The following is a 20,683-nucleotide window of genomic DNA, read 5'->3' as shown; positions in this document are numbered from 1 at the left end:
CTTCTCACCGCGAAGCGCATGGAGGAAGTAGCCTTAAGGCAGTGCCCGGACAGTATCAGCCGGTGCCAGTTCTGGTAATCTCTGCCGCGAGAAACCCACGTCGCGTTGGTCTCTCACAGCGGGCGCTGGGTACCAACCCCTCTTCGGAGGCGGCCGGCGCCCGCTTCCCTCTTTTCCGGAAGCGAAATGCGCACCCGTACGCTGCGATAAAAGCGGACCAAGGGAGTACGGAAATGAAGAAGCGCGTTCCCAAGGCGGTCAAGAAGGTCGCCGACGACATGGACCTCGACAAGAAGGCCACGGGCAAGAAGACCGTCTCCCACCGCAAGCCCAACGGGGATGCCCCCAGCGTGGCGAAGGCCCGCAAGGCGCGGACGAGGACGGCGCGGGGAGGCCGCTGACGGCCGTCTCCGGCTCTGTCAGGGCGCGTTCGGTGTCGGGGAGGGTAGTGGTGTCCGCTGTCCCGCAGAGGGGCGTCTGCGGCATCCTGACCCTTGTGAAGATGTCTCGCATCACCTGCCCCGCCTGCGGGCGGGATGTGGCCGCGATCCCCAGCGGGCTCGGGCAGTGGAAGATCACGCGCCACGACCACCCCGGCATGCACCGCGACTTCAAGGGCGCCCTGGTGAGCTGCAACGCCTCTCTGCGGCCCGTAGAGCTGCCCGACGCCCTTTCTCTCACCCTGCTTAGCGGTCTTCTTCTCTCTGGCACGTCCGGCAACGGCGCCAGCTCAGCGCACGAATCCCCACTCTCGGCCCAGGTGGTCGTCCAGCATCCTGCCGACCTCGTACACCTCCTCGCTGAACGTCCCAGGGATGAACTCGCCGTCGTAGCCCTTGATGACCTCAGCCTCGGGCCGCCGCGCGGGCGGATCTTTGAGGTAAGCACTGAGTCGTAGATTTTCCTCGGAAATCCCCATCGGCCGGTTCTCGTAGTGAGGCAACCAGTGTCGGTTACAGGGATAGCACAGGATGCCCCGCACGCAGCACGCATTCGAGCCCTTTTTGATCCCACAACACTTGTGGTCGTGGTCGATGTGCCAGACGCGATACCCGATACTCACGTCGTCCGTGGGCCGGTAGTGCTGACACAAGGCGCAGCGGTGGTCCTGGACGCGCAAGATCGCGAAATACCGGGCTAACGACAGGCCGTATCGCCGCGTACGACGATGCAGCCGCAGGCATATTGTGCACAATTGCAGCCCGAGAGGCGGCTCCGCATCGAGGGGGTAGGTGCACAGGACGCAGGATGCTTCATTCCACCACATAGCACCGGAACCTACCGCCGCCCACTGACAACGCGGTGTCCGCTGTCCCGGAGCGGCCCCCCTGCGCCATCCTGGCCCCATGCAGCTCCCCAAGGCGCCCTGCCCGCCCTGCCCCTCCTGCGGCCGTCCTACGGCCCTCCTGCCGACGCGGAGGGCGGGGTACGGCGCGGTCGCGGACCACAAACGGGAGCGCAAAGCGTTGATCTTGTGCCCTGGCAGCGAGGTGCACATGCCGTACGCCGCCGCGAATGCCTGGCAGGACGAACTCCCGCAGCACGCGGAGGAGTCGGCGGCCGTTGTGGGCCAGGAGGCGGCCGACGAGGTGCAGGAGGCGCTTTTCTGACCGGCGGCCGACCTGCGCGATTCCGGAGCGGTAGCGGGAACGTCCTCAGGGCAGGTAGAGCTTCGGCGGCTCGCTGGATTCCAGGAGATGGTCCGGCACGTCGATCTTGCATCCCAGCGAGCGCAGGACTTCAATCGCCTGCACGGGGGAATCCCGTACAGCGGCTCGGAGCTGCTTGTCCCGCCATTTGCGGATGCCGTCGTTGAGTACGGCCTCCCAGCCGTCCACCGTGTCCACTCCGAACTCGCGGACGACCATCATCAGGACGTCTTCGAGACTTGGTCTCATCCGATGTCCGCCGACGACGAAGTGCAGCTCCGCCAGGCCAGGGCGGCGTCCCTGCCGTATCCGTGTCGCGGGCCTGCCCGTCCCGGACAGCCGTTGCAGCCAAGGAAGGAGATTGTGGTGTGCGTGAATGTGAAAGTGCGCTCCCGGCGGCCATCCCCGCCCGGTCGCCTTGCGCACGTACTCGTACCGGAACAGCGGCTCGACATCGTGCTGGAAGAAGACTTCGATGCCCGAGTTATCCACGGCGAGGAATTGGTTCGCCTGGTCCCAGCAGCAGTAATACCCCACGGCCAGCGTCATCTCGACCGCCCCGCCGATCAGTACCTCTATGCGGCACTTCCGAGGATCTAGGCCGTCCTCGTCCTCACAGGCCGTGGTGACCCACACCCTTCGCCCCTGGCTGATGGCATGGAAGCGGGGCGCGCTCGGCAGAACGCCCCGCATAGTCGAGGTCAGCTCCTCTGCGAAGCCTTCGGCCGCCTTGTGCAAGGCCACGTCGGCCTGGCGTTGATCATTCGTCATCGGCAAGCAGATAGTCCAGGCCCTGGATCGTGCTCCAGATGTCCATCTCGTCAGCGCTGAGCTGGTACAGCTCGGCTCGCGCGGACAGCTCCTCGTAGCTCAGCCGGGTCTGGGCCAGCAGTCCGGAGCGCCACTGCTCCACCTCGGCCCGGGTCATGTCCACGACGGTCGGCATGATGGTGTCCTTCCCCGAAAAGGCTCTGGTGGCAGTGAAGCACGTCGCACTGACATCCCCATAAATCGCTAGGAACGGTCACTCCTTCGAGGGCTCCTGACGCCGCCTGGGCGGCAGGCCAGAGACTTCCCGCCGTCGCCCTCACTCACTCGCCCTCCAGAAGGTGCCACCCGTACAGCGGCGGCCGGCCCGCGCGATTCCGGGGTGGAGGGGACGTTCGCGGTGCCGGTGCCGTTGGTCAGGCCGCTGACGGGAACAGGGGGACGATGTCCGCCAAGTGCTCGTAGTACGGGTCTTCATCGTCCGGTGTCAGGCCGAACAGATAGTCAGGGTTGATCAGCCACAGGCGCCGGTCCTTCTGGCGGACGACGTCGGCTTCCCCCAGTTCAACTACGGCGCGGGAGACCGTGGCCTGTGACATCCCGATGCCCTTCGCGATGGTGGTCTGCGCAGGACCGATGACGGTCCCGTTCTTGCGGCAGTTCTGGTGACCGAGGAGCCAGAACAAAACCTTGTACGCGGAAGGTGAGAGGTCGAAGCGAAGGCCCGGTGCAATGGGGTTGACGGCCGGTGCGAGTAGGTGACGCCGGTTCATGATGATGCTCTCCTTCGGCGATTCTCCATACGAGCGAGGCAGTCAGGCCGCGCGCTGGGCGTGACGGCGAGACCGCGAACCGGGGGCAACGCCGTCCCACGAGGAAACGGTGTTCTTCCGCCCGTACGAGGTCAAGTGGAAGAGGTCGGGTACCCAGGCCGGTACCTGCTGGAGCGCGCGGTGGTGTGCTTCCCCGCCCCCGTTGAACAGCCAGCGGGGATTGAGCATCCACGTCTCAGGAGAGACCGGATAGATGAGGCCGCTCTTCTCAAGCATCGCGAAGGCACGGTGCAGAGTCCGAAGGTTCATTCCCACATCTGCGGCGAGCTTGTTCTTCGGCCCAGTACGCACCATGCCGTGCTCCGTGCGGGAGCGCCGGCGGATGAGGTGCCCGAAAAGTTTCCTGTCGCTGCTGGTGAACTCCATGATGTCCATCAGCTCCCACGCCGCGTCGCTCAGAGTCCCGTACGGGGCGCGGTAGTCGATCGCATAGCCGGACCTGACTACCTGGGTGACCTCCTCCTCGCGCTTCTCGCCGCTCACCTTGTCGACCGTAGTCCGGTCGTAATGCTGCCTTCTTGCGTAGGCGTAGGACATCCGCCCGTCCTCGTGGATCGTCGTTGCTCTGGCCACCGGAGGACCATCCGCCTGAGAGAGGGGGCGTTTCGACCGTGTCACTATCCTATGCATCCAAGGAAAAGACGGAACAGTCTCCGCAAGAGTGACGTCCGCCCCCGAGTTACCCGGAAGTGACATTCCTGTCATTCGAAGTGACATTCCTGTCACTCCAAAAGGAGTCCTTGCCCAATGTTTGCAAGGGTTCTGGTCGCCGCCCTCTTATAGCGAAGCTAAAGGCGGGGTGCTGTGCGCAGGCCGGGCGGCAGCTCAAGCATTTTCCGCGTATGGCTCCTGCACTCCCTCCGGTCGTGCCGCACACCCGGCTCCCTCCGGTCGCTATCGGGTGTCCGGATGGTTTTCCGAAGGGGTTTGTATTTCTGGGTTCCCCGATAGCGACCGGAGGGAGCGGGGGAAGCCAGCACGACCGAAGGGAGTGCAGGAGCCAGTGCTTTCTTTTGTGCTGCGCCGGGAACGCAGACGGCGCTAGACCCAGCCCAGCTTCTGGCAGTGAGCCACAACATCGTGATAGGCGTGAATCTCCGGGGGCATCAGCACCCAAGGACTCTTAATTCGCTCGACCCGCCCCGCGACGATACTCCGGCCTGCCACTGGACGAAGAGCTTCGACGAGATAGACGTGCTTCACGGTCACTGTCCTGGCCTTGGCGTCTTCGACGGGCACCAGCTCACCGCCGGAATCAAGGTGCGGTCGCTCCCGCTTGACCCGCTCCAGCACGGCCACCTCAGAAATGACCGCTGGCTGCGTTTTGCCGAACCCGTCCTCCCACTCCGCCAGATACTCCAGAGGGCGGAAGGCCAGCAGGATGCCGTAATTCCGGTCGGGGCGGAAAACCTGCCCATAATCCTCATCTGCTGGAATTTCCGGCTGGAGAGTGTGTGTCATACCGCGCGACCTCCGGTTTTCCTTGAACTCAGCTCATTCGCGAGGACATCACCCTCGCTGACCTGCGAAGATGTTGTACCGGTCATCCGACGGCCAAGAGCGCGGCCGGTTCGCCGTATTTCGCGGCACGCTGTTCGACCGGCGTCGCCTCGTAGTCGGCCACGGCCTTCATGAGGGCTCGCTGAAGCGGGTTCTCGTCAAAGTGCAGAGCCTCCAGGGCGTTTACCACCGCCAGAGCCCCCCTCAGCGCCTCCAGCGTCTCCGGTGGCGCGGTACGGATGTCGTATGAGCCGGTCTCGTGGAGGGCCGGCAGCACCTCCCGGGTCACCCATTTCCTGAACGCCCGCACTTCCGGTTTCCGGGAGACCAACATGAGGTGGTACAGGCCCGGCTCGTTGACCAACGCCGCACCGTGGGCGCGGAATGCGGTCTCCGTACTGAGGACATCACCCCCGCTGACCTGCGCAAACTCCCACGGCATGAGCTTCAGGCGTTCATCGTCATCGAGGCCGCGCAGGATCTTGTGGCCGTTCTTCTGGAAGCCGAGCGCCACGCACACATCACGGGCGACGAACCAGGGCTCCCCCTTGCGGTGGACGTAGCGGACGGCGCCCTCCGGACCGGGCGAAGCCCCCGGCTGCACCATGGTTGTTGCCATACAAAGAACTCCAATCTGCCTCCCGCGCCTGCGCCGGCCGGGAGGCGGCGTGGTTTTCGGGGGGTCAGACAGTGGCCGAGTGCGACGTCGCAGACGCCGGGGAGTCCAGGTCCATAAGGTCGCTGGGGGCGACCTCCAGGGCCTCGGCCAAGGCGCGGACCGTGGGGAGTGGAGGGTTGATGCGGCCCCGCCGGTATCCGCCGACGCTGAATACGCTGCGGCCGATGCGGGACGCCAACTCCTCATCGGTGACGGCGCGGACGAGCATCCAGTGACGCAGACGAACAGCGGAAAATGGCACACGCATGATCGGACCTCTCATCGCGAGGTGGGGGCGAATCACACCGATCATGCAACAGCCGAATAATGTCCCGATAGCGCCATCTGGGAAGCCAAAAATTCCAGAAAAATAGGCCCCTTGGGGCACCTGGACTCCGTTGCTGAAACTTCACCTGGACGGCCCGCATCGCGTCAGAGAAACGACAAGTTCGGTGAATTCCCTGGGCGTCCATAGGCACGCGGTCGCATGTCACGCAGCCTGCTGGGCTTTCCGCTCGTCCCACCACGCTTCGACGTCATCCCAGTCGTAGCGGAGGTACTTGCCGACGCGGACGCCTTGCGGCCCCGTTCCCGCATAGCGCCACTTATAGAGGGTGTTCACGTCAACCTGTAGGTATGCTGCAACCTCCTCCGCCGTCGCCTTGGCGCGAGGCGGCTCGCCGCCTGCTCGTGGCTGTTTTGACGCCATGAATCTCTCCGTCTTCTGCTGGTCGCTTCCCGTATCAGACGACGGTAGATAGCGGCGATTTTTTCCCACAAGGGATCAATTTCCCTATTCGCTCATATGGCGGCCGAATCAGCACACCTTGCACTCATAGGATCGAAAGCCGCACCAGCACTGAGGAGTTACCGCATGCCGTACGACCGCTGGCATCTCAGCCGACCGCCGAAGGCCGCTCTGGAGTGCCCGCACACGACGCCCGAGGAATGCGAGCAGCGACACCCGGAAGCCCCCCTGTGCAAGCAGCACAAAGGTATGTTCCGAGCAAGGGACCACGGGGTCGGGAAGCGCTGGCAGGCGCGTTGGCGTGACCCGGAGGGCGTCCAGGAGACAGAGCTGTTCGCGAAGAAGGGCGACGCCGAGAAGTACGAGGACAAAATGCGGGCTGGCGTCGCTGACGGCACGTACATCAGCCCGAAGGGCGGGGAGACGCTGGTGTCCGCGCTCGTCGACATGTGGATGGCCGGCCAGAGCTTCGAAAATCCCCGCACCTCCACGCAGTACGAGTCCCGCGTCCGCGTGCACATCAAGGAACTTCCGATCGGGCGCCTCAAGCTCAAGGACGTGACGGCCTCCGTGCTGCTCGCATGGCTGAGCGACCGGCGGCAGGTGCTCGACGAGACCACGGTGGGCCTGGTCTTCACCCATCTGATGTCGATGTTCGACCTCGCGGTGGACGACGATCTCCTTCGGAAGAACCCGTGCCGCTCCCGGACAGTGCAGAACAAGAAGCCGAAGCGTTCGAAGCCGACGCCGAAGGATCTGGCGATCGACTGGGACCAGTCGGAGAAGATCCGGATCGAGTTGCCCGACCGGTACAAGGCCACCGTCAACTGCGGCCGGGGGCTCGGGATGCGCCAGGGCGAGATTTTCGGGTTCAGCCCGGATGACATCTGCTGGGACCATCCCGACGGCCCGATGGTGCACATTCAGCGGCAGGTAACCATGGACGGCTCCGCCCTCGTCTTCGACGGCGCCAAGGGCGACAACGAGGACAATCCCAAGGATCGTTGGGTGGAGTTGGGCGAGGACGATGCGCGAGCGCTCAGGGACCACATGGCGCGGTTCCCACCGGTCGAAGTGACGCTTCCGCACGCGACGAAGGACGGCGAGCCCATGACGGTGCGGCTGATCTTCTACAGCCGCGAGAAGAAGGCGCTGAACCGGAACTACTTCAACAGCTACGTCTGGAAGCCCGCCCTCGCGGCCGTGGGGGTCATCGCGGACCTAGACCCCGAGCTGAAGCGCCAGGGGAAGCGGCGGTGGGAGAAGTCCCGCGACAAGATGATGCACGCCCTCCGGCACCTGTACGCCTCGATGATGATCGAGGGCGGAGTGGACGTCTACACGCTCGCGGACCGGCTGGGGCACGCCGATCCGGCGTTTACTCTCCGTAAGTATGTTCATCGGGTCGCGAAGGCCACGACGAAGGTCCGGGGAGCCCTCCGGGGCATGTACGCGAAGGCGGCCTGATCCGTGATGTGGAGCGGTTGTGCAAGATGATCTTGAAACGGGAGCATTTGCGCAGTTCAGAGCACTTGTCGAGGTGTACTTCGACATCTAAAGGGCGGGGTCGGGTGACCTGCAAGGGTCATCCAGAACGTGCTGCGACCTGCGAGAAGACTCCTCGTGAGTTCTCACAGTTCCCGACTGATTTCCGCCGCGTTGTGCACCGAGTGTGCACCGGACGACGAAATCTTGACCTAGCGTCAGTCACGACGTGAAGGCCGTCATCTACGGGTGGCGGCCTTCACTCATTACTCAGGCCGTATGCCGCCACGACATCACCCCCATGTGAGCCCTCGCCTGCCCCGGCCTCCTCAAGGGAACTGTGAGAGGCATGGAAGCTGTCGGAGAACCAGACCCAGCCTGCGTGCCACCTCGCCGCAGAAAACGTGTGGGCGTTGTCGGGTGGGCGGTTCTACGATCGTTGGTCATGGGCGTATATGCGAGCCAGAGTCGGACGGATTCCTCGCCGAAGCATGCAGCAGAGTCGCAGTCCGAGTTCCTTGGGAGGATCGCCGGCCCGTTCTGGGATCAGGTTCGGGATGTGATCAACGAATGGTGGTCACACCTCCCGGACCAAGCCCGGCCCGGTTTGCGCAGTCGGCTGTTGGATCGGAACTTCGACGCGAACGTCTACTCCGCGCTGTGGGAGTTGTACCTGCACGAGATGCTCATTCGCTCCGGTTGCACCGTGGAGGTCGAGCTTGGAATCGGCACTCGCGGTGCGAATCCCGACTTCCTGGTTAGCCAAGAGGGCAAGCAATTCGTCGTCGAGGCAAAGTGGACGGTTCAGCGCCTGGACGAAACGGTACCCAACAGGCAGCTCCCACCCATCCTGATCGATGCTATCGATGCTGTGCCCAGCCCCAACTTCTTCGTGTCTTACAGGATTCACCAGGCAGGGTCGGCAACACCATCGCAGAGGCGGCTGAAGGATGAGCTGCAGCGTTGGCTCGCCAGCCTTGACCCCGATCAGGTCATCGCTGATTACGAGCGAAAGGCGCCATTGCCCAAACACACCTGGCAGGAAGCCAACTGGTGCCTCTCGTTCGAAGCAATCCCTCGCAGCCCCAGCAAGCGAGGAAATCCCACGAGCAGGACAATCGGCATCTACCCCGCGATGGCCTGGATCAATGACGAGTCGGATCAAGTACGCAAGGTAGTCAAGAAGAAGGGAGGGAAGTACGGCGATCTAGCGCTGCCGTTCATCGTGGCGGTTGGCCGCGCGGGCTTCTTCCCTGAAGACGAAGACGTAGCGACCGCGTTGTACGGGACATCCGTCCAGTACGTCCACAACAGCGCGCCAGCCTTCGGCCGACGACCCGACGGCTACTGGACCGGCACCTACGCCCACGCTCACAGCCGGGTCAGTGGCGTGCTCACCGTAAACAACCCGGCGCCCTGGACCTGGACCAAGAACACCCCCGTCCTTTGGCAGAGCCCCGACCCCAGTTCGCTTCGGGCTCCCGTCCTCTCCGCCTGGAAAACGGCACAACTGGTCAATACCCAGGTTCGCTACCAGCCACCGGCCGACCCCGTCCACACCGCCCTCGGTCTGCCCGAACACTGGCCAGACGGTGCCCCCTTCCCTCGAGGCCACCGGAATAATGCGGACTGACTGCAGTCGCCGTCGTCCATGTCCGTCCGAAGGCTTCCCCCGCCATCAGAGATAGTGCCTGCAGGCATTGCAGCGGGGCAGCTACTCACAGCTTACGGTCGGCTCCTCGGAGCCATTGCCGTCGCCGGGACTTACGAACGGGCGAGTGTTCACTGGCGCCAACCAGCGAGAGACACCTGTGGGCCATTGTCAAGGTATCGGTGAAGGGCGCTAGCGGTAGTGTCGACGAACTCCTCGGGGACGGCGCTGGCATCCACCCAACTGACCTGAGCGTGTTTGCAGGGTTCACGGTTTTCGGGTTCGCCGGTCCATTCGTGGGCGACGAAGACGACTGTGAGGAAGCCATTTGGCGCTTCCACGCCCCAGGCTCCGTGAATGATGTGGGCGACCTTGAGGGACTCAGGCTTCACCGTGAGGCCGGTTTCCTCGTAGAGCTCGCGCACTGCGGTTTCGGTGATGGGTTCGCCGGGTTCGCTCTTGCCGACGGGCAGGTCCCACATGCCCTTGGCGAACTTGGCGTTCTGGCTGCGTTGGAGGAGGACGACGCGGTTGGTGACCCTGTCGTGGACGATGACGGCGGCGACCAGCAGGGTCATGGATTCGAGGGCGGGCTTGAGCTCTTGAGGGCGGCCGTCGGGCGTGGGCCAAGCCACGTGGTTCGAGCGCGGAATCGAGACGGCCTTGCGGGTGTGGTCCGACGTCATGCCCGGTCATCCACCACGCGCTTGATCTCAATGGCCAAGGCGCCGAGGGCTTCCTTCTCGGGGTCGTAGATGGAGCGGATGTTGGCCAACTGTTCGTCGCGGCTCGCACGGGGGTTGACGTTGGCTGGGCCTTCGCCGTCGAGGAGCGCTTCGAACGTCTCGTACTCGGTGACGCGCAGGACGTGGACTTCGCAGGTCTCGTCGGTGCCCTTGATGCGGAAGCGGATGGAGTCGCCTGCGGCGAGGTCTTGGAGGTGGGGGTACTTCACCCGCACCTCGATGGTCTTGGTGCCTGCGGTAACGAGCTCGAAGTACTGGCGGTAGAGGTTGAGTTCGTGGACGCGGGCGGTGGTGTCGGTCATGGGGCGGAGACGCTCCTGGGCGCTGGTGTCGTCATCATGCGGCCGATCTCGGCAGCTGAGTACGAGCGGAAGAAGTGGCGGGGGTCGGACAGCAGGGTCTCGGTCAGGTCGAGCAGTTGCTCGGCGTACTCGGGCAACGAGCCGGGCCACTGCCGGGTGTCGAGCATCCAGTCGGCGGCGCCGTCGGGCAAGGACGCGTTGCCCTCGCGTATCAGGGACTTGGACAGCTTCGCGCCGGTGTCGGTGACGATCTGAGGGCAGAACAGGCGCGCGGGGAGCTGGGCTCGGGTGAGGCCGACCGCCTGGAGGGCTTCGTCCACGAGGTGGGAGCCGAAGACCCAGTCGCCGCCCTTGACCATGACGTGGAGCGTGCCGCGTGGGCTGGACAGGGCGAGTTCCTTGACGAGGTTGCGGTACAGGGTGGCCAGGTCCAGATACGCACCTGTAGTGGGCTTGATGGTCGTCTCGTAAGGGCCGTGGTGCAGGCACACAGCGGTCACCGTGGCGGCCTCTGGGCTGCTGGCGTGCGCCTGCGTGCGCTCGGCGTACTTCTCTGCCCAGCCACATCCGAGATGCGGGCACGGAACGCGAATGTGCGGGGTGCCCGTCGAGGGGGCGAGCCACCAGCGGGCGGCGTCGATGCGCGGCAGGAGCCGTAACCAGGTGCGGCGAAAGTGCTCGCCGGCCTGCTGCTGGGTGTACGTCTCGACGCGGTACGGGATGCCCAGGCGCCGGGACAGCGCGGTGAACAGGGGCTCGTACAGGGCGGCGACGAGGTCGGTGAGAGCTTGGGCGCCGAGGACCTGGGCGTAGGCGCGTTGGTAGCGGTGGCCGGTCGCCGGGTCGGTGGTCAGGTCGTAGGGGGCATTGTCCAGCGCGCCGAAGTGAACTTCGGCGGGGAGTCCGAAGCGGGCGCGAAGGCGGGCGGCCATAGCAAAGGCCAGCGACTGCACGAGCGAGGTGCCGATGTGCGGGGCGCCGTTGATCTGGGTGCCGACGACCAGCACGATCCGTTCCGGTGGGGCGGCCAGGATACGCGGGGTCAGGACGTCCTCGGCGTGGTGGAGGGCGTTGGCGAGCACGGTGTTCGGCGAGACGGGGTGCACTGTCACGGCGGATTCCCTTGCGTCGGGGAGCATTTCATTCGGTCCGGGTGTGGCCGAAGAGGAGCCGTCGCTGGAGCGTGGCGCGGTCGAGGCAGGCGTCGATCTCAGCGGGTGCGGCGGCACGCGAGAGGGCGTCGAGGCCCACCACGAGGGCGGCCGGGGTGCGCTGGCGAAGAAGCAGGGTCCAGGGTCTGCCTGCGGGTATGCGCTTGCGGTACGGAGTTCCGTTGAAGCGCAGGGCGACGTCGGTCGGGCTGAGCGGGCGCAGGCGCGGCCCGATGTCGGGTGGTGGTGCTGTGGCGGGGCCGAGGCCGAGTGAGGTCGCGACGGCACGCATGCGCTGCTCGATGGTCGCGGGCGTCTCGTACGGGCTGCGGGGCGGCTGTCGAGCCAGGTGGCGGTCGCGAGGGAGGTGATCAGCCCAGGGGGCGGGGTGTGCGGCTCGGTGGCTCGGGTGGGGATCAGCATGGGCTCACCGCCGGGACCTTGAAGGATGCCCAGACGCGTTTGCCGGGTCCCCCACGGGCTGCGACGCCCCAGTCATCGGCGATGGCGGCGACCAGAAACAGGCCGCGTCCGTTGTCGCTGGTGTCCCGCACTTGGTGTTGCCTGGGTGTGCCGTCACCGCCGTCGTGGACTTCGACGAGTAGCTGCGCGTCGTGGAACTCGACGCGTACGAGGATCACATCGTCGGTCGAAGTCCCGTGCAGCAGCGCGTTCGTGACGAGTTCCGACGTGCAGAGACGGACGTCGTCGAGGCGTTCGCCGCAGCCCCACTGGGTAAGGGTCTCGGCGATGAACTCGCGGGCTGCGTGTGCAGTGAGCTTGCACCGGGCGAAGAGCATCGCGCGCTGCACTGTGGTGCCTGCGGCGTGATCCAGCTCGTCGGTATTCGGCTCATCGCGTGGTCTGTTGGGCATGCCCAACAGCCAACCGCCGTCGCTCGTTTGGGTCGGGAGCCAGCGCGGGGGCCAAGCAGGGGGCCACCATAGGGGCCAGAATCCACATGCTCCGGGGAGACGGGATGGGCGACACGGGTATCGGTGCCTTGCTCCTCGGACTGCGCAAGGGGCGTGGGTGGTCCCAGCAGAAGGTCGCAGACGAGTACAACGCCCGAGAGGGCCGTGCCGCGATGACCGGCAAGGAGATCGGGCGCTACGAGCGTGAGGCGCGCATCCCGGTCCCGTACACCCGAAGTCACTTGGCTCAGGTCTTCGCGGTCGACGTCGATGTCCTTGACCGCGCTGTCGCGCTCACCAAGCGGCGTCGTGGCGGTGGGGACGGTGCGGAGGGCCCAGATGGTCTGGCGGTTCTGAGCCCCGCAGAGCGGTCCGTGGCCGGCGCCGTGTCGGCGGACGCCTCGTCGTCGGCCGAGTTCGCCAGGTTCATCACGCAGCGCAACGCCGACGAGGTGGTCGTCGAGCAGCTGGAGGCCGACGTGGCGCGGCTCGCGCGCTCGTACGTCAGCCACCCTCTGCTGGAGCTCTACGTTGAAATCAAGCAGCTACGGGAGGGCTTCTTTGACCTGCTGCGCGGGCGCCAACGACCTCGGCAGACCAGTGACTTGTACGTCTCGGCCGCGCGACTGTGCGGGCTGTGCGCCCACGTCTGCCTGGATCTGGGGCACTACGACTCGGCAGCCACCCATGCCCGCACCGCCCGCGCGTGTGCCGAGGCCGCGGGGCACGAGGGGATGCTGGCCTGGGTGCGGGCGGTGGGAGCGCTGATCGCCTACTGGACCGGGCGCTACGAGCAGGCGGCCCGGCTCGCTCAGGCGGGGCGTCAGCACCGAGCGGGAGGAAGCATTGGCGCCCGTCTCGCGAGCCTGGAGGCGCGTTCACTGGCGATAGCAGGCGACAAGGCGAGCGCCGCGAGCGCCCTGGCAGATGCGGAGCGCTCACGCGAGGAGATGCTCGGACGCGATGACGCTCCAGGAGTCTTCGCCTTCCCCGCCGCCAAGCAGTTCGCGTATGCCGGGACAACGCACCTGGCCATCGGCGGTCGTGTCCACGTGCAGCAGGCCATCGTCAGCGCGGGCACGGCGATCCGGCTCTACCGTGGCGCCGAGGCCGACGACCAGTCGGTCGGTGACCTCTTCGCCGCCCACCTCGATCTCGCCCGTGGCCACATGCTCTTGGACGACCTAGACGGCACCGAGGCGATGGTCGGCTTCGTGCTCGATGCGCCAGTGGAGCGGGTATCTGCGAGCATCGTGCGGAGGCTGGTCGATCTCGGACGGGAGCTGGGCGGGCGGCAGTACGGTGGAGCTGCGCAGGTGGCCCAACTGCGCGAGCGCATCCAGCACACGGCCGTCCTCGCGGCCCCTCCTGCCGCCCGTCCTCCGGAGCTGCCGACGTGACCGAACTCTCCGCCGCACACGACGCCGCTGTCACCGACCGCGACCGCCTGGCCAGGAGCGCCTACAACGGTGACCGGGACCTGGCTGCCCGGCAGTCCCTCTATCAGTGGCAGATGCCTCGCCATGACCTGCCCGGCATCGTCGCCGAGCAGCTGAGCGCCGTCCACGGGCGGGTCGTCGACGTCGGCTGCGGGAACGGCAAGTTCATCAAGCGCTTGCGCCAGGACCGACCTGATGTCGAACTTCTGGGCCTGGACATCGCGCCCGGCATTCTCGCCGACGTGCCCGGCGCGGTCGCGGTCGCGGTGGCGGACGTGGCGAGGCTCCCGCTGGCCACGGCGAGCGTGGACGCCGCCCTGGCGCTGCACATGCTCTACCACGCTTCGGACATTGCCCAGGCGGTGCGCGAGCTTGCCCGCGTCGTGACCACCGACGGCCTGCTGATCGCGTCTACGAACAGCGACCGCGACAAGGCCGAGCTGGACGAGTTGTGGATGCGCGCGGCCGGTGATGTCCTCGGCACCGGGCGCGGTCCCGCGCGGATCTCCCTCAGCGCCCGGTTCTCTCTGGAGAAGGCGCCGGCCTTCCTCGGCGAGGAGTTCGGCCACGTGGAGACGATCGAACTGCCCGGCACCATCACGGTCCGCGATGCCGGACCGGTGGTGGCGCACATGGCCTCGTACCAAGCGTGGGCGGACCAGCACGACGTGCCCTTCGAGGCCACGATCGAGCGGGCCCACACCATCCTGGACGAACACATCGCCCGGCATGGGGCATTCGAGATCCACTGCCTGGGCGGCATGCTCGTCTGCCGCCGCTAGCTGCGGCAGACGGAAGAGTTCCCGCACCTTGTTGGCTTCGATCAGCCGCTTGAACTCCGCGTGGGAGGCCGTCGCCCTAGGGGTGGCGGCCTTTGTCGTCGGTGGGGCGGTGTGGTGTTGAGGGTGGCCCCGGGAGGGTCAGGGTGGCGGTGGCGCCGCCCTGGGGGGTTGTGTTGGTCAGGGTGAGGTGGGCGCCGATTACCTGGGACTGGCCGGAGGCGATGGTGAGGCCCAGGCCGTGGCCGTGGCCGCGTTCGGTGGTGGCGGTGTGGAAGCGCTGCGGGCCGTGGCGGAGCAGGTCCTCGGGGAAGCCGGGGCCGTGGTCGCGTACGACGATGGTCGTGCCGTCGACGGTGACCTCCACCGGGGCCCCGCCGTGGCGGTGGGCGTTGAGGACCAGGTTGGTGACGACGCGGTCCAGGCGGCGCGGATCGGTCTCGGCCACGGGGTGGCCGACGACGGTGACGGTGACGTGGTCCGCCAGGCCCGCCCTGCGCACGGACTCCGTCACCAGCTCGCCGAGCGGCACCGGCTGGACGTCGGCCCGCTCCGCGCCCGCGTCGAGGCGCGAGATCTCCAGGAGGTCGTCCACCAGGCCGCGCAGCACCCGCACCCGGTCCCGGACCAGGTCGGTGGCCTCGCTCTCGGGCAGCAGCGAGGCCGAGGTGACGAGGCCGGTCAGGGGCGTGCGCAGCTCGTGGGCGACGTCCGCGGTGAAGCGCTGCTCGCCGCGCAGCCGCTCCTGGAGCGCGTCCGCCATGTGGTCCACGGCCGAGGAGATCTCGCTGATCTCGTCATGGCCGCGGCCTTCGGTACGTGCGTCGAGGTCGCCGTGCCGGATGCGGCGGGCCGTCCCCGCGACGCGCCGCAGGCGTCGTACGACCAGTTCGGCGGCGAGGAGCGTGAGGGGGACGACGACGGCGAGCGTGGCGATGGCCGCGTAGCGGATGTGCCGGTCGAGGGCTTCGAGGCTGAGCTGCTCGCCGAGCATGCTGGTACTGACGGCGATCACGGTGCCGTCGACCCGTTCGGCCGCCCACATGCTGGGCCCTTGGAGCGGCTTGCGGGTGTCGTACCAGGTCACGATGGTGGAGGTCGAGGAGTCCAGCCGGTCACGCAGCGGGTCGGGCACCTCGTCGCCGAGGACGTAGTCCGAGCGCTCCCGGGGGTCGCGGCGCGTGGGCCGCTCGCCCCGGAAGTCGGCCTTGGCCAGGTCCAGTTCGCGCATCGCCGCGGCGCGGCCGATGCTCAGCCCACGCTCCTCGGTGCGCTGGTGCACCAGCACCCCGATGCCGACGGCCATCGCGCAGGCCGCGGCGGCGACCCCGGCGGCGATCTTCCAGCGCAGCGAGCGGGGGTCGGCGAATCGCAGCAGCGCGCGGCCCTCACGGCCCGTGTCACGTGCCACGTCAGCGCCGGAACTTGTAGCCGAAACCGCGCGCGGTCTCGATGTGGTCGGCGCCGATCTTCTTGCGCAGCCGCTGCACCGCCAGGTCGACGACCCGGCTGTCGCCCTCCCAGCCGTAGTCCCACACGGTGCGCAGCAGTCGCTGCCGTTCCAGGACGATTCCGGGCGCGGCCACGAATTCGAGGAGCAGCCGCAGTTCGGTGGGGGTGAGCGCCACCGGGCGTCCGTCGACGCGCACTTCGAGGCCCCGGGTGTCGACGGTGAGGTCCCGGAAGGTGAGTACCCCGCCGTCGTCGGCCGTCCCGGGCGCGGGCGCGGTGAACGTGGCGCGGCGCAGCAGCATGCGGATGCGGGCCACCAGGACCGTGGTGTCGACGGGCTTGACGACGTAGTCGTCGGCGCCCGCTTCGAGTCCGGCCACGACGTCCAGCGCGTCGCCCCGGGCGGACATCATCAGGATCGGGGCCTGGCTCGTCTCACGGATCCTGCGGCACAGCCCGATCCCGTCGAGGAACGGCAGCATCACGTCGAGCAGCAGCAGGTCGTGGCGCCCGTCCCGGAACATCTCCAGGCCCGTCAGCCCGTCCGGTGCCGCGGCCACCTGGTAGCCGTAGCGCTCCAGGGCCATGCCGACGGACCTGCGGATCGTCTCGTCGTCCTCGACCAGCAGGATGCGGACGCTGGCGGTGCCGTCGCCACGGTTCTGTCCCATTACGTCACCCTAGATCGTTGCCGCGGTGTCGATCGACCGGCCGCGTGGGCGCGGAGGCCGTTCACAGCCGGAAGGACGCCGCGACCGGCAGGTGGTCGCTTCCCGTGCGCGGCAGGGTCCGGGCCGACACCGGCGTGATGCCGCGCGCGAGGATCTGGTCGAGCCGGACCACCGGGAACGCGGCGGGCCAGCTGAAGCCGAAGCCCTGCCCCGCCTCCTCCTGCGCCGACCTGAGCCGGGAGGTGAGCGGGCGCAGCGCGCGGTCGTCGGTGGTGCCGTTGAGGTCGCCCGCCACGACGACCCGGGGCAGTCGCTCCTCCCGTACGAAACCGGCGAGCCGCGCGGCCGCCTCGTTGCGCTTCTGGGTGGCGAATCCGCTGCTCGGGTGCACGCGGATGGACGCGAGATGGGCGACGTACACGGCGAGCGGCCCCTTGGGGGTGTCGACGGTGGCCCGCAGGGCGCGGGTCCACGGCATGATCGCGAGGGGCTCCGCGGCGCGGAGCGGGCGCTTGCTCCACAGCCCGACGGACTCCCGTACCGCGTGGTACGGATAGGCGTCGGCCAGCGTCCGCTCGTACACCGGGGCGGTGCGCGAGGTCAGCTCCTGCAGGGCGATGACGTCGGCGCCGGAGGCGGCGAGGTCGCGGGCGGTGCGCTTCGGGTCGGGGTTGCCGTCGTGGACGTTGTGGCTGACCACGGACAGGTCTCCGCCCGTGGAGCCCTTGTCGATGACCGTACCGGCGAACAGGGAGCACCAGACCACGGCCGTGAGCGCGACGGCGGCGCAGGCCACGGCGGACCGGCGCAGCAGGGCTGCCGCCAGCAGGACGGGCACGCTCACCCCGAGCCAGGGCAGGAAGGTCTCCAGCAGGCTGCCGAGGTTCCCGGGGGTGTTGGGCACGAGCGAGTGCCCGAGCATGAGCAGCGCGACGAGCACGGCGAGCGTGGCGACGAGCCAACCGGACCGGGTGGTGCCGAGCCAACGCGTCCGGGTGGTGCCGAGCCAACGGGGCCGTGCGGAACGTCCGCTCCTGGGGTGGGAGTCGGCGTGGTCGGGCGACTCGGGCTGGTGTGCGGTGCCTTCGGGCAGGTCGGCCCTGCGTGCGGCGGGCGCCTCCGCCCGGTCATCGGCGCGCTCGGACAGCTCCGCCCGGCGAGCGGCGCCTTCGGGCGGCTCCGCCCCGCATGCGGCGGGCGCCTCCGCCCGGCCGTCGGCGCGGACGGGCAGCTCCGGACAGAGCGGGGCGGACTCCTCCATCCAGTCGTCGGCGCGATCGGGCAGCTCGGCCTGGCGAACGGCGCGTTCCATCGGCTCGGGACGGCCAGCGGCGCCTTCAGACAGCTCCGCCCGGCGAGCGGCGCGTTCCATCGGCTCGCGACGACGAGCGGCGCCTTCGGGGGGCTCGGGACGACATGCCGTGTCTTCGGGTGGCTTCGCCCCGCGTGGGGCCCACGGCTGCGTCCGGGCGTCGGCGTGTTCCGGCAGGAAGGTCATGTCCGCGCCCGCTCACCGTCGCGCAGCGCGGCGGGAAGGCCCGTTCGTACGGCCTCGATCAGTGCGCCGCTCTTCTCCAGGGCGGCGTCCAGGCCCTGGGCGGGAGTGGTGCGGGCGCGCTGGCCGAGGACGACGCCGAGCACGAGGTGCCGCCGCGTGCCGGAGGTCACTTCCGCGGCCCACATGAGGTTGCCGCCCGCGGGCGTGCTCGAACCGGTCTTGAGCCCGATCACCCCGGGCTCGTCGAGGAGGCGGTTGGTGTTGGTGACAGTGCCGGGCACCCCCGGCACCTTCGTGCTGCGCAGCGCCACCACCGCCCTCAGCACGGGCTCCCTCATCGCCTGCCGGGCGAGCTTGAGCTGGTCGTCGGCGGTGCTCCTGGTGCTGGCCTCGAAGCCGCTGGCCCCGGTGTACGTCGTCCGGTTCATGCCGAGCCGCTCGGCGGCGCGGTTCATCTTCGCGACGAACGCCTTCTCGCTCCCGGCGTCCCAACGGGCCAGCAGCCGGGCGACGTTGTTGCCGGAGGGCAGCAGCAGCAGTTCGAGGAGCTGGCGCTGGGTGTGCCGCCGCCCTTCGCGGAGCGGGGCCGTCGACTCGCTGAGCGAGTGGGACTCCTCGGCGGCGGCCCTGTCGACCGTGATCCGCGGCCCCTGCTCGCCGCGCGCGAGCGGATGCTCCTTGAGGATCACGTACGCGGTCATGACCTTGGTGACGCTCGCGATCGGCACGGGCTCGTGGCCGCCCGCGCGGCCGAGGCCGCCGATGCCCTCCACCGCGACGCTCGTCTGCCCCTCCCGGGGCCACGGCAGGTCGAGCCGCCCGGCGACCGCGGCGGTCCCGTACGACGGCGGAGCCTCGCCGTCCTCGTTCCCGGCGAGCCCGAGCCACCCGCCGACCCCGACGACGGCCAGCAGCCCGGCGGCCCCGCACACAGCCCCGACGTCCCGTACTCGACGATCCCTCACCGCAAGCACCTCTCCGCAGCCCGGCACGTGCGGTGGTCCCCGCACGCCGCCAAGCCTTGGCGGAGCGCGCATCCAACCGGTCAGGGTCGTGCATCCAGTGGCCCGCGAACATGTGTCATCCGGGTATCAGCCGCCCGCTGTCGGCGGCGGGAGCCGTTGTCCCTGACGGGGAACCGTGGGCGATGGCGGCGTGGGCCGCCTCCGCCGTGGCGAGGCCGAGGGCGATGAAGGCCGCGCCGATGGGGCCGAGCCAGTGGGGGCCCGCCCAGGCCATGCCCGCCTGGCCGACCAGGGGGGCCGCAGAGACGCCTACGTAGACCATGGCCGAGGCCAGCCCCGTGAGCAGGGGGGCGGCGGTCGGCAGGGCGGTGATCAGGCGGTGGGTCTGCGGGGCGAGGAGGCCCCAGCCGCACACGCCCCAGACGAGCAACGCCACGACGGTGGACGGGAGATGGGCGCTCGTCCACGGCAGGAGGGCGAAGTCGACCGCCGCCACGGCTATCGAGGTGTTGATGACCCTCCGGCCGCCGAAGCGGTCGACCAGGCCGCCCGAACCGAGCGTGCCGACCGTCGCCGCCAGGCCCCAGACGAAGAGCAGGACCGCCAGGGTGGTGCCGCTGCCGTGCGTCGCGCGGTCGAGGCTCTCGCCGATGAAGGAGTAGACGGTGTAGAGGCCGGTGTAGACGAGGAGCGTGGTGAGGAGGGTGAGGCCGATGCGGCGGTCGGCGAGCGGGGCGAGGCGCGTGCGCAGCGGGACCGCGGGGGGCGTGGGGATCGTGGGCAGCAGCAACGCGATGGCCGCGGCGGCGAGGACCCCGAGGGCCGACACGAACACCATGGTGAGACGCCAGTTGCCGGTGGCGCTGCCGATCGCCGTGCCGAGGGGCGAGCCGAGGGCCGTCGCCGCGCTGAGGCCCGTCATCACGGTGGCGATGGCGCGGCCGCGCCGCTCGGGCGGGGCGAGGGCCGCGGCCGCCGCGACGGCCGCCGGGGTGACCATCGCCCCGCCGAACCCGGCCAGCGCCCGGCCGACCAGGGCCACGCCGAAGTCGGGGACGAAGGCGGTCAGGAGGTTGCCCGCGGTGAAGACGGCGAACCCGGCGAGGAACAGCGGCCGCCGGGCCCTGCGCGCGGTGCACGCGGCCATGACGGGGCCCAGTACGGCGTAGGTGAAGGCGTAGGCGGTCAGGAGCCATCCGGCGGTGCCCACGGACACGCCGAGCGAGTCGGCCGCGTCCGGCAGGATCCCGGCGATGACGAAGCTGTCGGTGCCGATGGCGAACATTCCGGCGGCGAGGACGAGGAGTGATCGGTACACGGGGGCGGGACCTCCGGTGGGTGTCGGGGGCGCGCCCATCAGGCGCGGCGGGTGTGGTGGGTGTGGTGAGTACGGGGGCGCGCTGGGCGCCCTGCGCACGCAGGTGACGTAACAGAATTTGTTACGACACAAGGCTCAAGAAAGGCCGGTCCGCCC

General features: G+C 68.2%; 25 protein-coding genes and 1 pseudogene. 7 read left to right on the top strand and 19 right to left on the bottom strand.

What is annotated here, in order from left to right; translation table 11 throughout:
* Positions 1 to 233: 233 nt before the first annotated feature.
* Positions 234 to 401: a hypothetical protein gene (locus ACIG3E_RS11285; RefSeq protein ID WP_399614142.1), complete on the top strand. Its 168-nt coding sequence runs from the start codon at positions 234 to 236 to the stop codon at positions 399 to 401.
* Positions 402 to 502: 101 nt separating this feature from the next.
* On the top strand, positions 503 to 898 hold the full coding sequence (locus ACIG3E_RS11280; protein ID WP_399614862.1) for a hypothetical protein: 396 nt from the start codon (positions 503 to 505) through the stop codon (positions 896 to 898).
* A 57-nt stretch (positions 899 to 955) separates the two neighbouring features.
* Here ACIG3E_RS11280 and ACIG3E_RS11275 read toward each other — a convergent pair.
* Positions 956 to 1,267, bottom strand: a pseudogene (locus tag ACIG3E_RS11275) (endonuclease domain-containing protein); the annotation flags it as partial.
* A 199-nt stretch (positions 1,268 to 1,466) separates the two neighbouring features.
* Between ACIG3E_RS11275 and ACIG3E_RS11270 the strand changes: the two are divergent.
* On the top strand, positions 1,467 to 1,610 hold the full coding sequence (locus ACIG3E_RS11270) for a hypothetical protein (RefSeq protein WP_399614140.1): 144 nt from the start codon (positions 1,467 to 1,469) through the stop codon (positions 1,608 to 1,610).
* Between the two features lie 45 nt (positions 1,611 to 1,655).
* On the opposite strand, the gene ACIG3E_RS11265 is transcribed toward ACIG3E_RS11270, so the two are convergent.
* The 8 genes from ACIG3E_RS11265 to ACIG3E_RS11230 all read right to left on the bottom strand — a co-directional run bounded on the left by ACIG3E_RS11265 (position 1,656) and on the right by ACIG3E_RS11230 (position 6,117).
* Entirely contained in the window at positions 1,656 to 2,420 is a 765-nt protein-coding gene (locus ACIG3E_RS11265) for a hypothetical protein (RefSeq protein ID WP_399614137.1), read from the bottom strand.
* Positions 2,410 to 2,595 (bottom strand): hypothetical protein, encoded by a 186-nt coding sequence (locus tag ACIG3E_RS11260; RefSeq protein WP_399614135.1) that lies wholly within the window; start codon positions 2,593 to 2,595, stop codon positions 2,410 to 2,412. Before ACIG3E_RS11260 ends, ACIG3E_RS11265 begins: the two co-directional genes overlap by 11 nt.
* A 238-nt stretch (positions 2,596 to 2,833) precedes the next feature.
* Positions 2,834 to 3,190, bottom strand: coding sequence for a helix-turn-helix domain-containing protein (locus ACIG3E_RS11255; RefSeq protein WP_399614132.1), 357 nt, complete (start codon positions 3,188 to 3,190; stop codon positions 2,834 to 2,836).
* 42 nt (positions 3,191 to 3,232) lie between these two features.
* A complete protein-coding gene (locus ACIG3E_RS11250; protein ID WP_399614130.1) occupies positions 3,233 to 3,787 on the bottom strand; it encodes a hypothetical protein in 555 nt (184 codons plus the stop codon).
* Between the two features lie 504 nt (positions 3,788 to 4,291).
* Positions 4,292 to 4,711, bottom strand: a complete 420-nt coding sequence (locus tag ACIG3E_RS11245) for a hypothetical protein (RefSeq protein WP_399614128.1) — start codon at positions 4,709 to 4,711, stop codon at positions 4,292 to 4,294.
* Between the two features lie 82 nt (positions 4,712 to 4,793).
* The gene (locus ACIG3E_RS11240) at positions 4,794 to 5,369 is read right to left on the bottom strand and encodes a Bro-N domain-containing protein (RefSeq protein WP_399614126.1); all 576 of its coding nucleotides are present in this window, start codon (positions 5,367 to 5,369) and stop codon (positions 4,794 to 4,796) included.
* A 64-nt stretch (positions 5,370 to 5,433) separates the two neighbouring features.
* Positions 5,434 to 5,676: a helix-turn-helix domain-containing protein gene (locus ACIG3E_RS11235; protein WP_399614124.1), complete on the bottom strand. Its 243-nt coding sequence runs from the start codon at positions 5,674 to 5,676 to the stop codon at positions 5,434 to 5,436.
* Between the two features lie 222 nt (positions 5,677 to 5,898).
* On the bottom strand, positions 5,899 to 6,117 hold the full coding sequence (locus tag ACIG3E_RS11230; RefSeq protein ID WP_399614121.1) for a helix-turn-helix transcriptional regulator: 219 nt from the start codon (positions 6,115 to 6,117) through the stop codon (positions 5,899 to 5,901).
* 165 nt (positions 6,118 to 6,282) lie between these two features.
* On the opposite strand from ACIG3E_RS11230, the gene ACIG3E_RS11225 reads away from it, so the two are divergent.
* Complete coding sequence (locus ACIG3E_RS11225; protein ID WP_399614119.1) at positions 6,283 to 7,623, top strand: tyrosine-type recombinase/integrase; 1,341 nt, start codon at positions 6,283 to 6,285, stop codon at positions 7,621 to 7,623.
* Positions 7,624 to 8,086: 463 nt separating this feature from the next.
* Positions 8,087 to 9,274 (top strand): hypothetical protein, encoded by a 1,188-nt coding sequence (locus ACIG3E_RS11220; RefSeq protein WP_399614116.1) that lies wholly within the window; start codon positions 8,087 to 8,089, stop codon positions 9,272 to 9,274.
* 149 nt (positions 9,275 to 9,423) lie between these two features.
* Here the strand turns inward: ACIG3E_RS11220 and ACIG3E_RS11215 are convergent, their stop codons facing one another.
* The 5 genes from ACIG3E_RS11215 to ACIG3E_RS11195 all read right to left on the bottom strand — a co-directional run bounded on the left by ACIG3E_RS11215 (position 9,424) and on the right by ACIG3E_RS11195 (position 12,366).
* Positions 9,424 to 9,978 carry an NUDIX domain-containing protein gene (locus ACIG3E_RS11215; protein ID WP_399614114.1) on the bottom strand — a complete coding sequence of 185 codons (555 nt, stop codon included), beginning with the start codon at positions 9,976 to 9,978 and terminating at the stop codon, positions 9,424 to 9,426.
* A complete protein-coding gene (locus tag ACIG3E_RS11210; RefSeq protein WP_399614111.1) occupies positions 9,975 to 10,340 on the bottom strand; it encodes an ASCH domain-containing protein in 366 nt (121 codons plus the stop codon). Before ACIG3E_RS11210 ends, ACIG3E_RS11215 begins: the two co-directional genes overlap by 4 nt.
* Positions 10,337 to 11,452, bottom strand: coding sequence for a hypothetical protein (locus ACIG3E_RS11205; protein ID WP_399614109.1), 1,116 nt, complete (start codon positions 11,450 to 11,452; stop codon positions 10,337 to 10,339). The genes ACIG3E_RS11210 and ACIG3E_RS11205 overlap by 4 nt, the downstream gene beginning before the upstream one ends.
* 28 nt (positions 11,453 to 11,480) lie before the next feature.
* Positions 11,481 to 11,783: a hypothetical protein gene (locus ACIG3E_RS11200; RefSeq protein ID WP_399614108.1), complete on the bottom strand. Its 303-nt coding sequence runs from the start codon at positions 11,781 to 11,783 to the stop codon at positions 11,481 to 11,483.
* Between the two features lie 124 nt (positions 11,784 to 11,907).
* On the bottom strand, positions 11,908 to 12,366 hold the full coding sequence (locus ACIG3E_RS11195) for an ATP-binding protein (RefSeq protein ID WP_399614105.1): 459 nt from the start codon (positions 12,364 to 12,366) through the stop codon (positions 11,908 to 11,910).
* Positions 12,367 to 12,470: 104 nt separating this feature from the next.
* Here ACIG3E_RS11195 and ACIG3E_RS11190 point away from each other — a divergent pair, with 104 nt between their 5' ends.
* The gene (locus ACIG3E_RS11190; protein WP_399614103.1) at positions 12,471 to 13,805 is read left to right on the top strand and encodes a helix-turn-helix domain-containing protein; all 1,335 of its coding nucleotides are present in this window, start codon (positions 12,471 to 12,473) and stop codon (positions 13,803 to 13,805) included.
* On the top strand, positions 13,802 to 14,626 hold the full coding sequence (locus tag ACIG3E_RS11185) for a class I SAM-dependent methyltransferase (protein ID WP_399614101.1): 825 nt from the start codon (positions 13,802 to 13,804) through the stop codon (positions 14,624 to 14,626). The genes ACIG3E_RS11190 and ACIG3E_RS11185 overlap by 4 nt, the downstream gene beginning before the upstream one ends.
* Positions 14,627 to 14,702: 76 nt before the next feature.
* Here the strand turns inward: ACIG3E_RS11185 and ACIG3E_RS11180 are convergent, their stop codons facing one another.
* The 5 genes from ACIG3E_RS11180 to ACIG3E_RS11160 all read right to left on the bottom strand — a co-directional run bounded on the left by ACIG3E_RS11180 (position 14,703) and on the right by ACIG3E_RS11160 (position 20,527).
* Positions 14,703 to 16,034 (bottom strand): ATP-binding protein, encoded by a 1,332-nt coding sequence (locus ACIG3E_RS11180; RefSeq protein ID WP_399614099.1) that lies wholly within the window; start codon positions 16,032 to 16,034, stop codon positions 14,703 to 14,705.
* A gap of 1 nt (position 16,035) precedes the next feature.
* Positions 16,036 to 16,746, bottom strand: coding sequence for a two-component system response regulator CseB (cseB, locus tag ACIG3E_RS11175; protein WP_399614097.1), 711 nt, complete (start codon positions 16,744 to 16,746; stop codon positions 16,036 to 16,038).
* A 61-nt stretch (positions 16,747 to 16,807) separates the two neighbouring features.
* On the bottom strand, positions 16,808 to 17,839 hold the full coding sequence (locus ACIG3E_RS11170) for an endonuclease/exonuclease/phosphatase family protein (RefSeq protein ID WP_399614824.1): 1,032 nt from the start codon (positions 17,837 to 17,839) through the stop codon (positions 16,808 to 16,810).
* Between the two features lie 401 nt (positions 17,840 to 18,240).
* Entirely contained in the window at positions 18,241 to 19,209 is a 969-nt protein-coding gene (locus ACIG3E_RS11165) for a D-alanyl-D-alanine carboxypeptidase family protein (protein WP_399614095.1), read from the bottom strand.
* Positions 19,210 to 19,324: 115 nt separating this feature from the next.
* Positions 19,325 to 20,527 carry an MFS transporter gene (locus ACIG3E_RS11160; protein ID WP_399614092.1) on the bottom strand — a complete coding sequence of 401 codons (1,203 nt, stop codon included), beginning with the start codon at positions 20,525 to 20,527 and terminating at the stop codon, positions 19,325 to 19,327.
* Between the last annotated feature and the right edge of the window lie 156 nt (positions 20,528 to 20,683).

This window comes from Streptomyces sp. NPDC053474, assembly GCF_044544845.1.
Lineage (GTDB): Bacteria > Actinomycetota > Actinomycetes > Streptomycetales > Streptomycetaceae > Streptomyces.
This window is presented reverse-complemented; position numbering and strand designations above follow the sequence as displayed.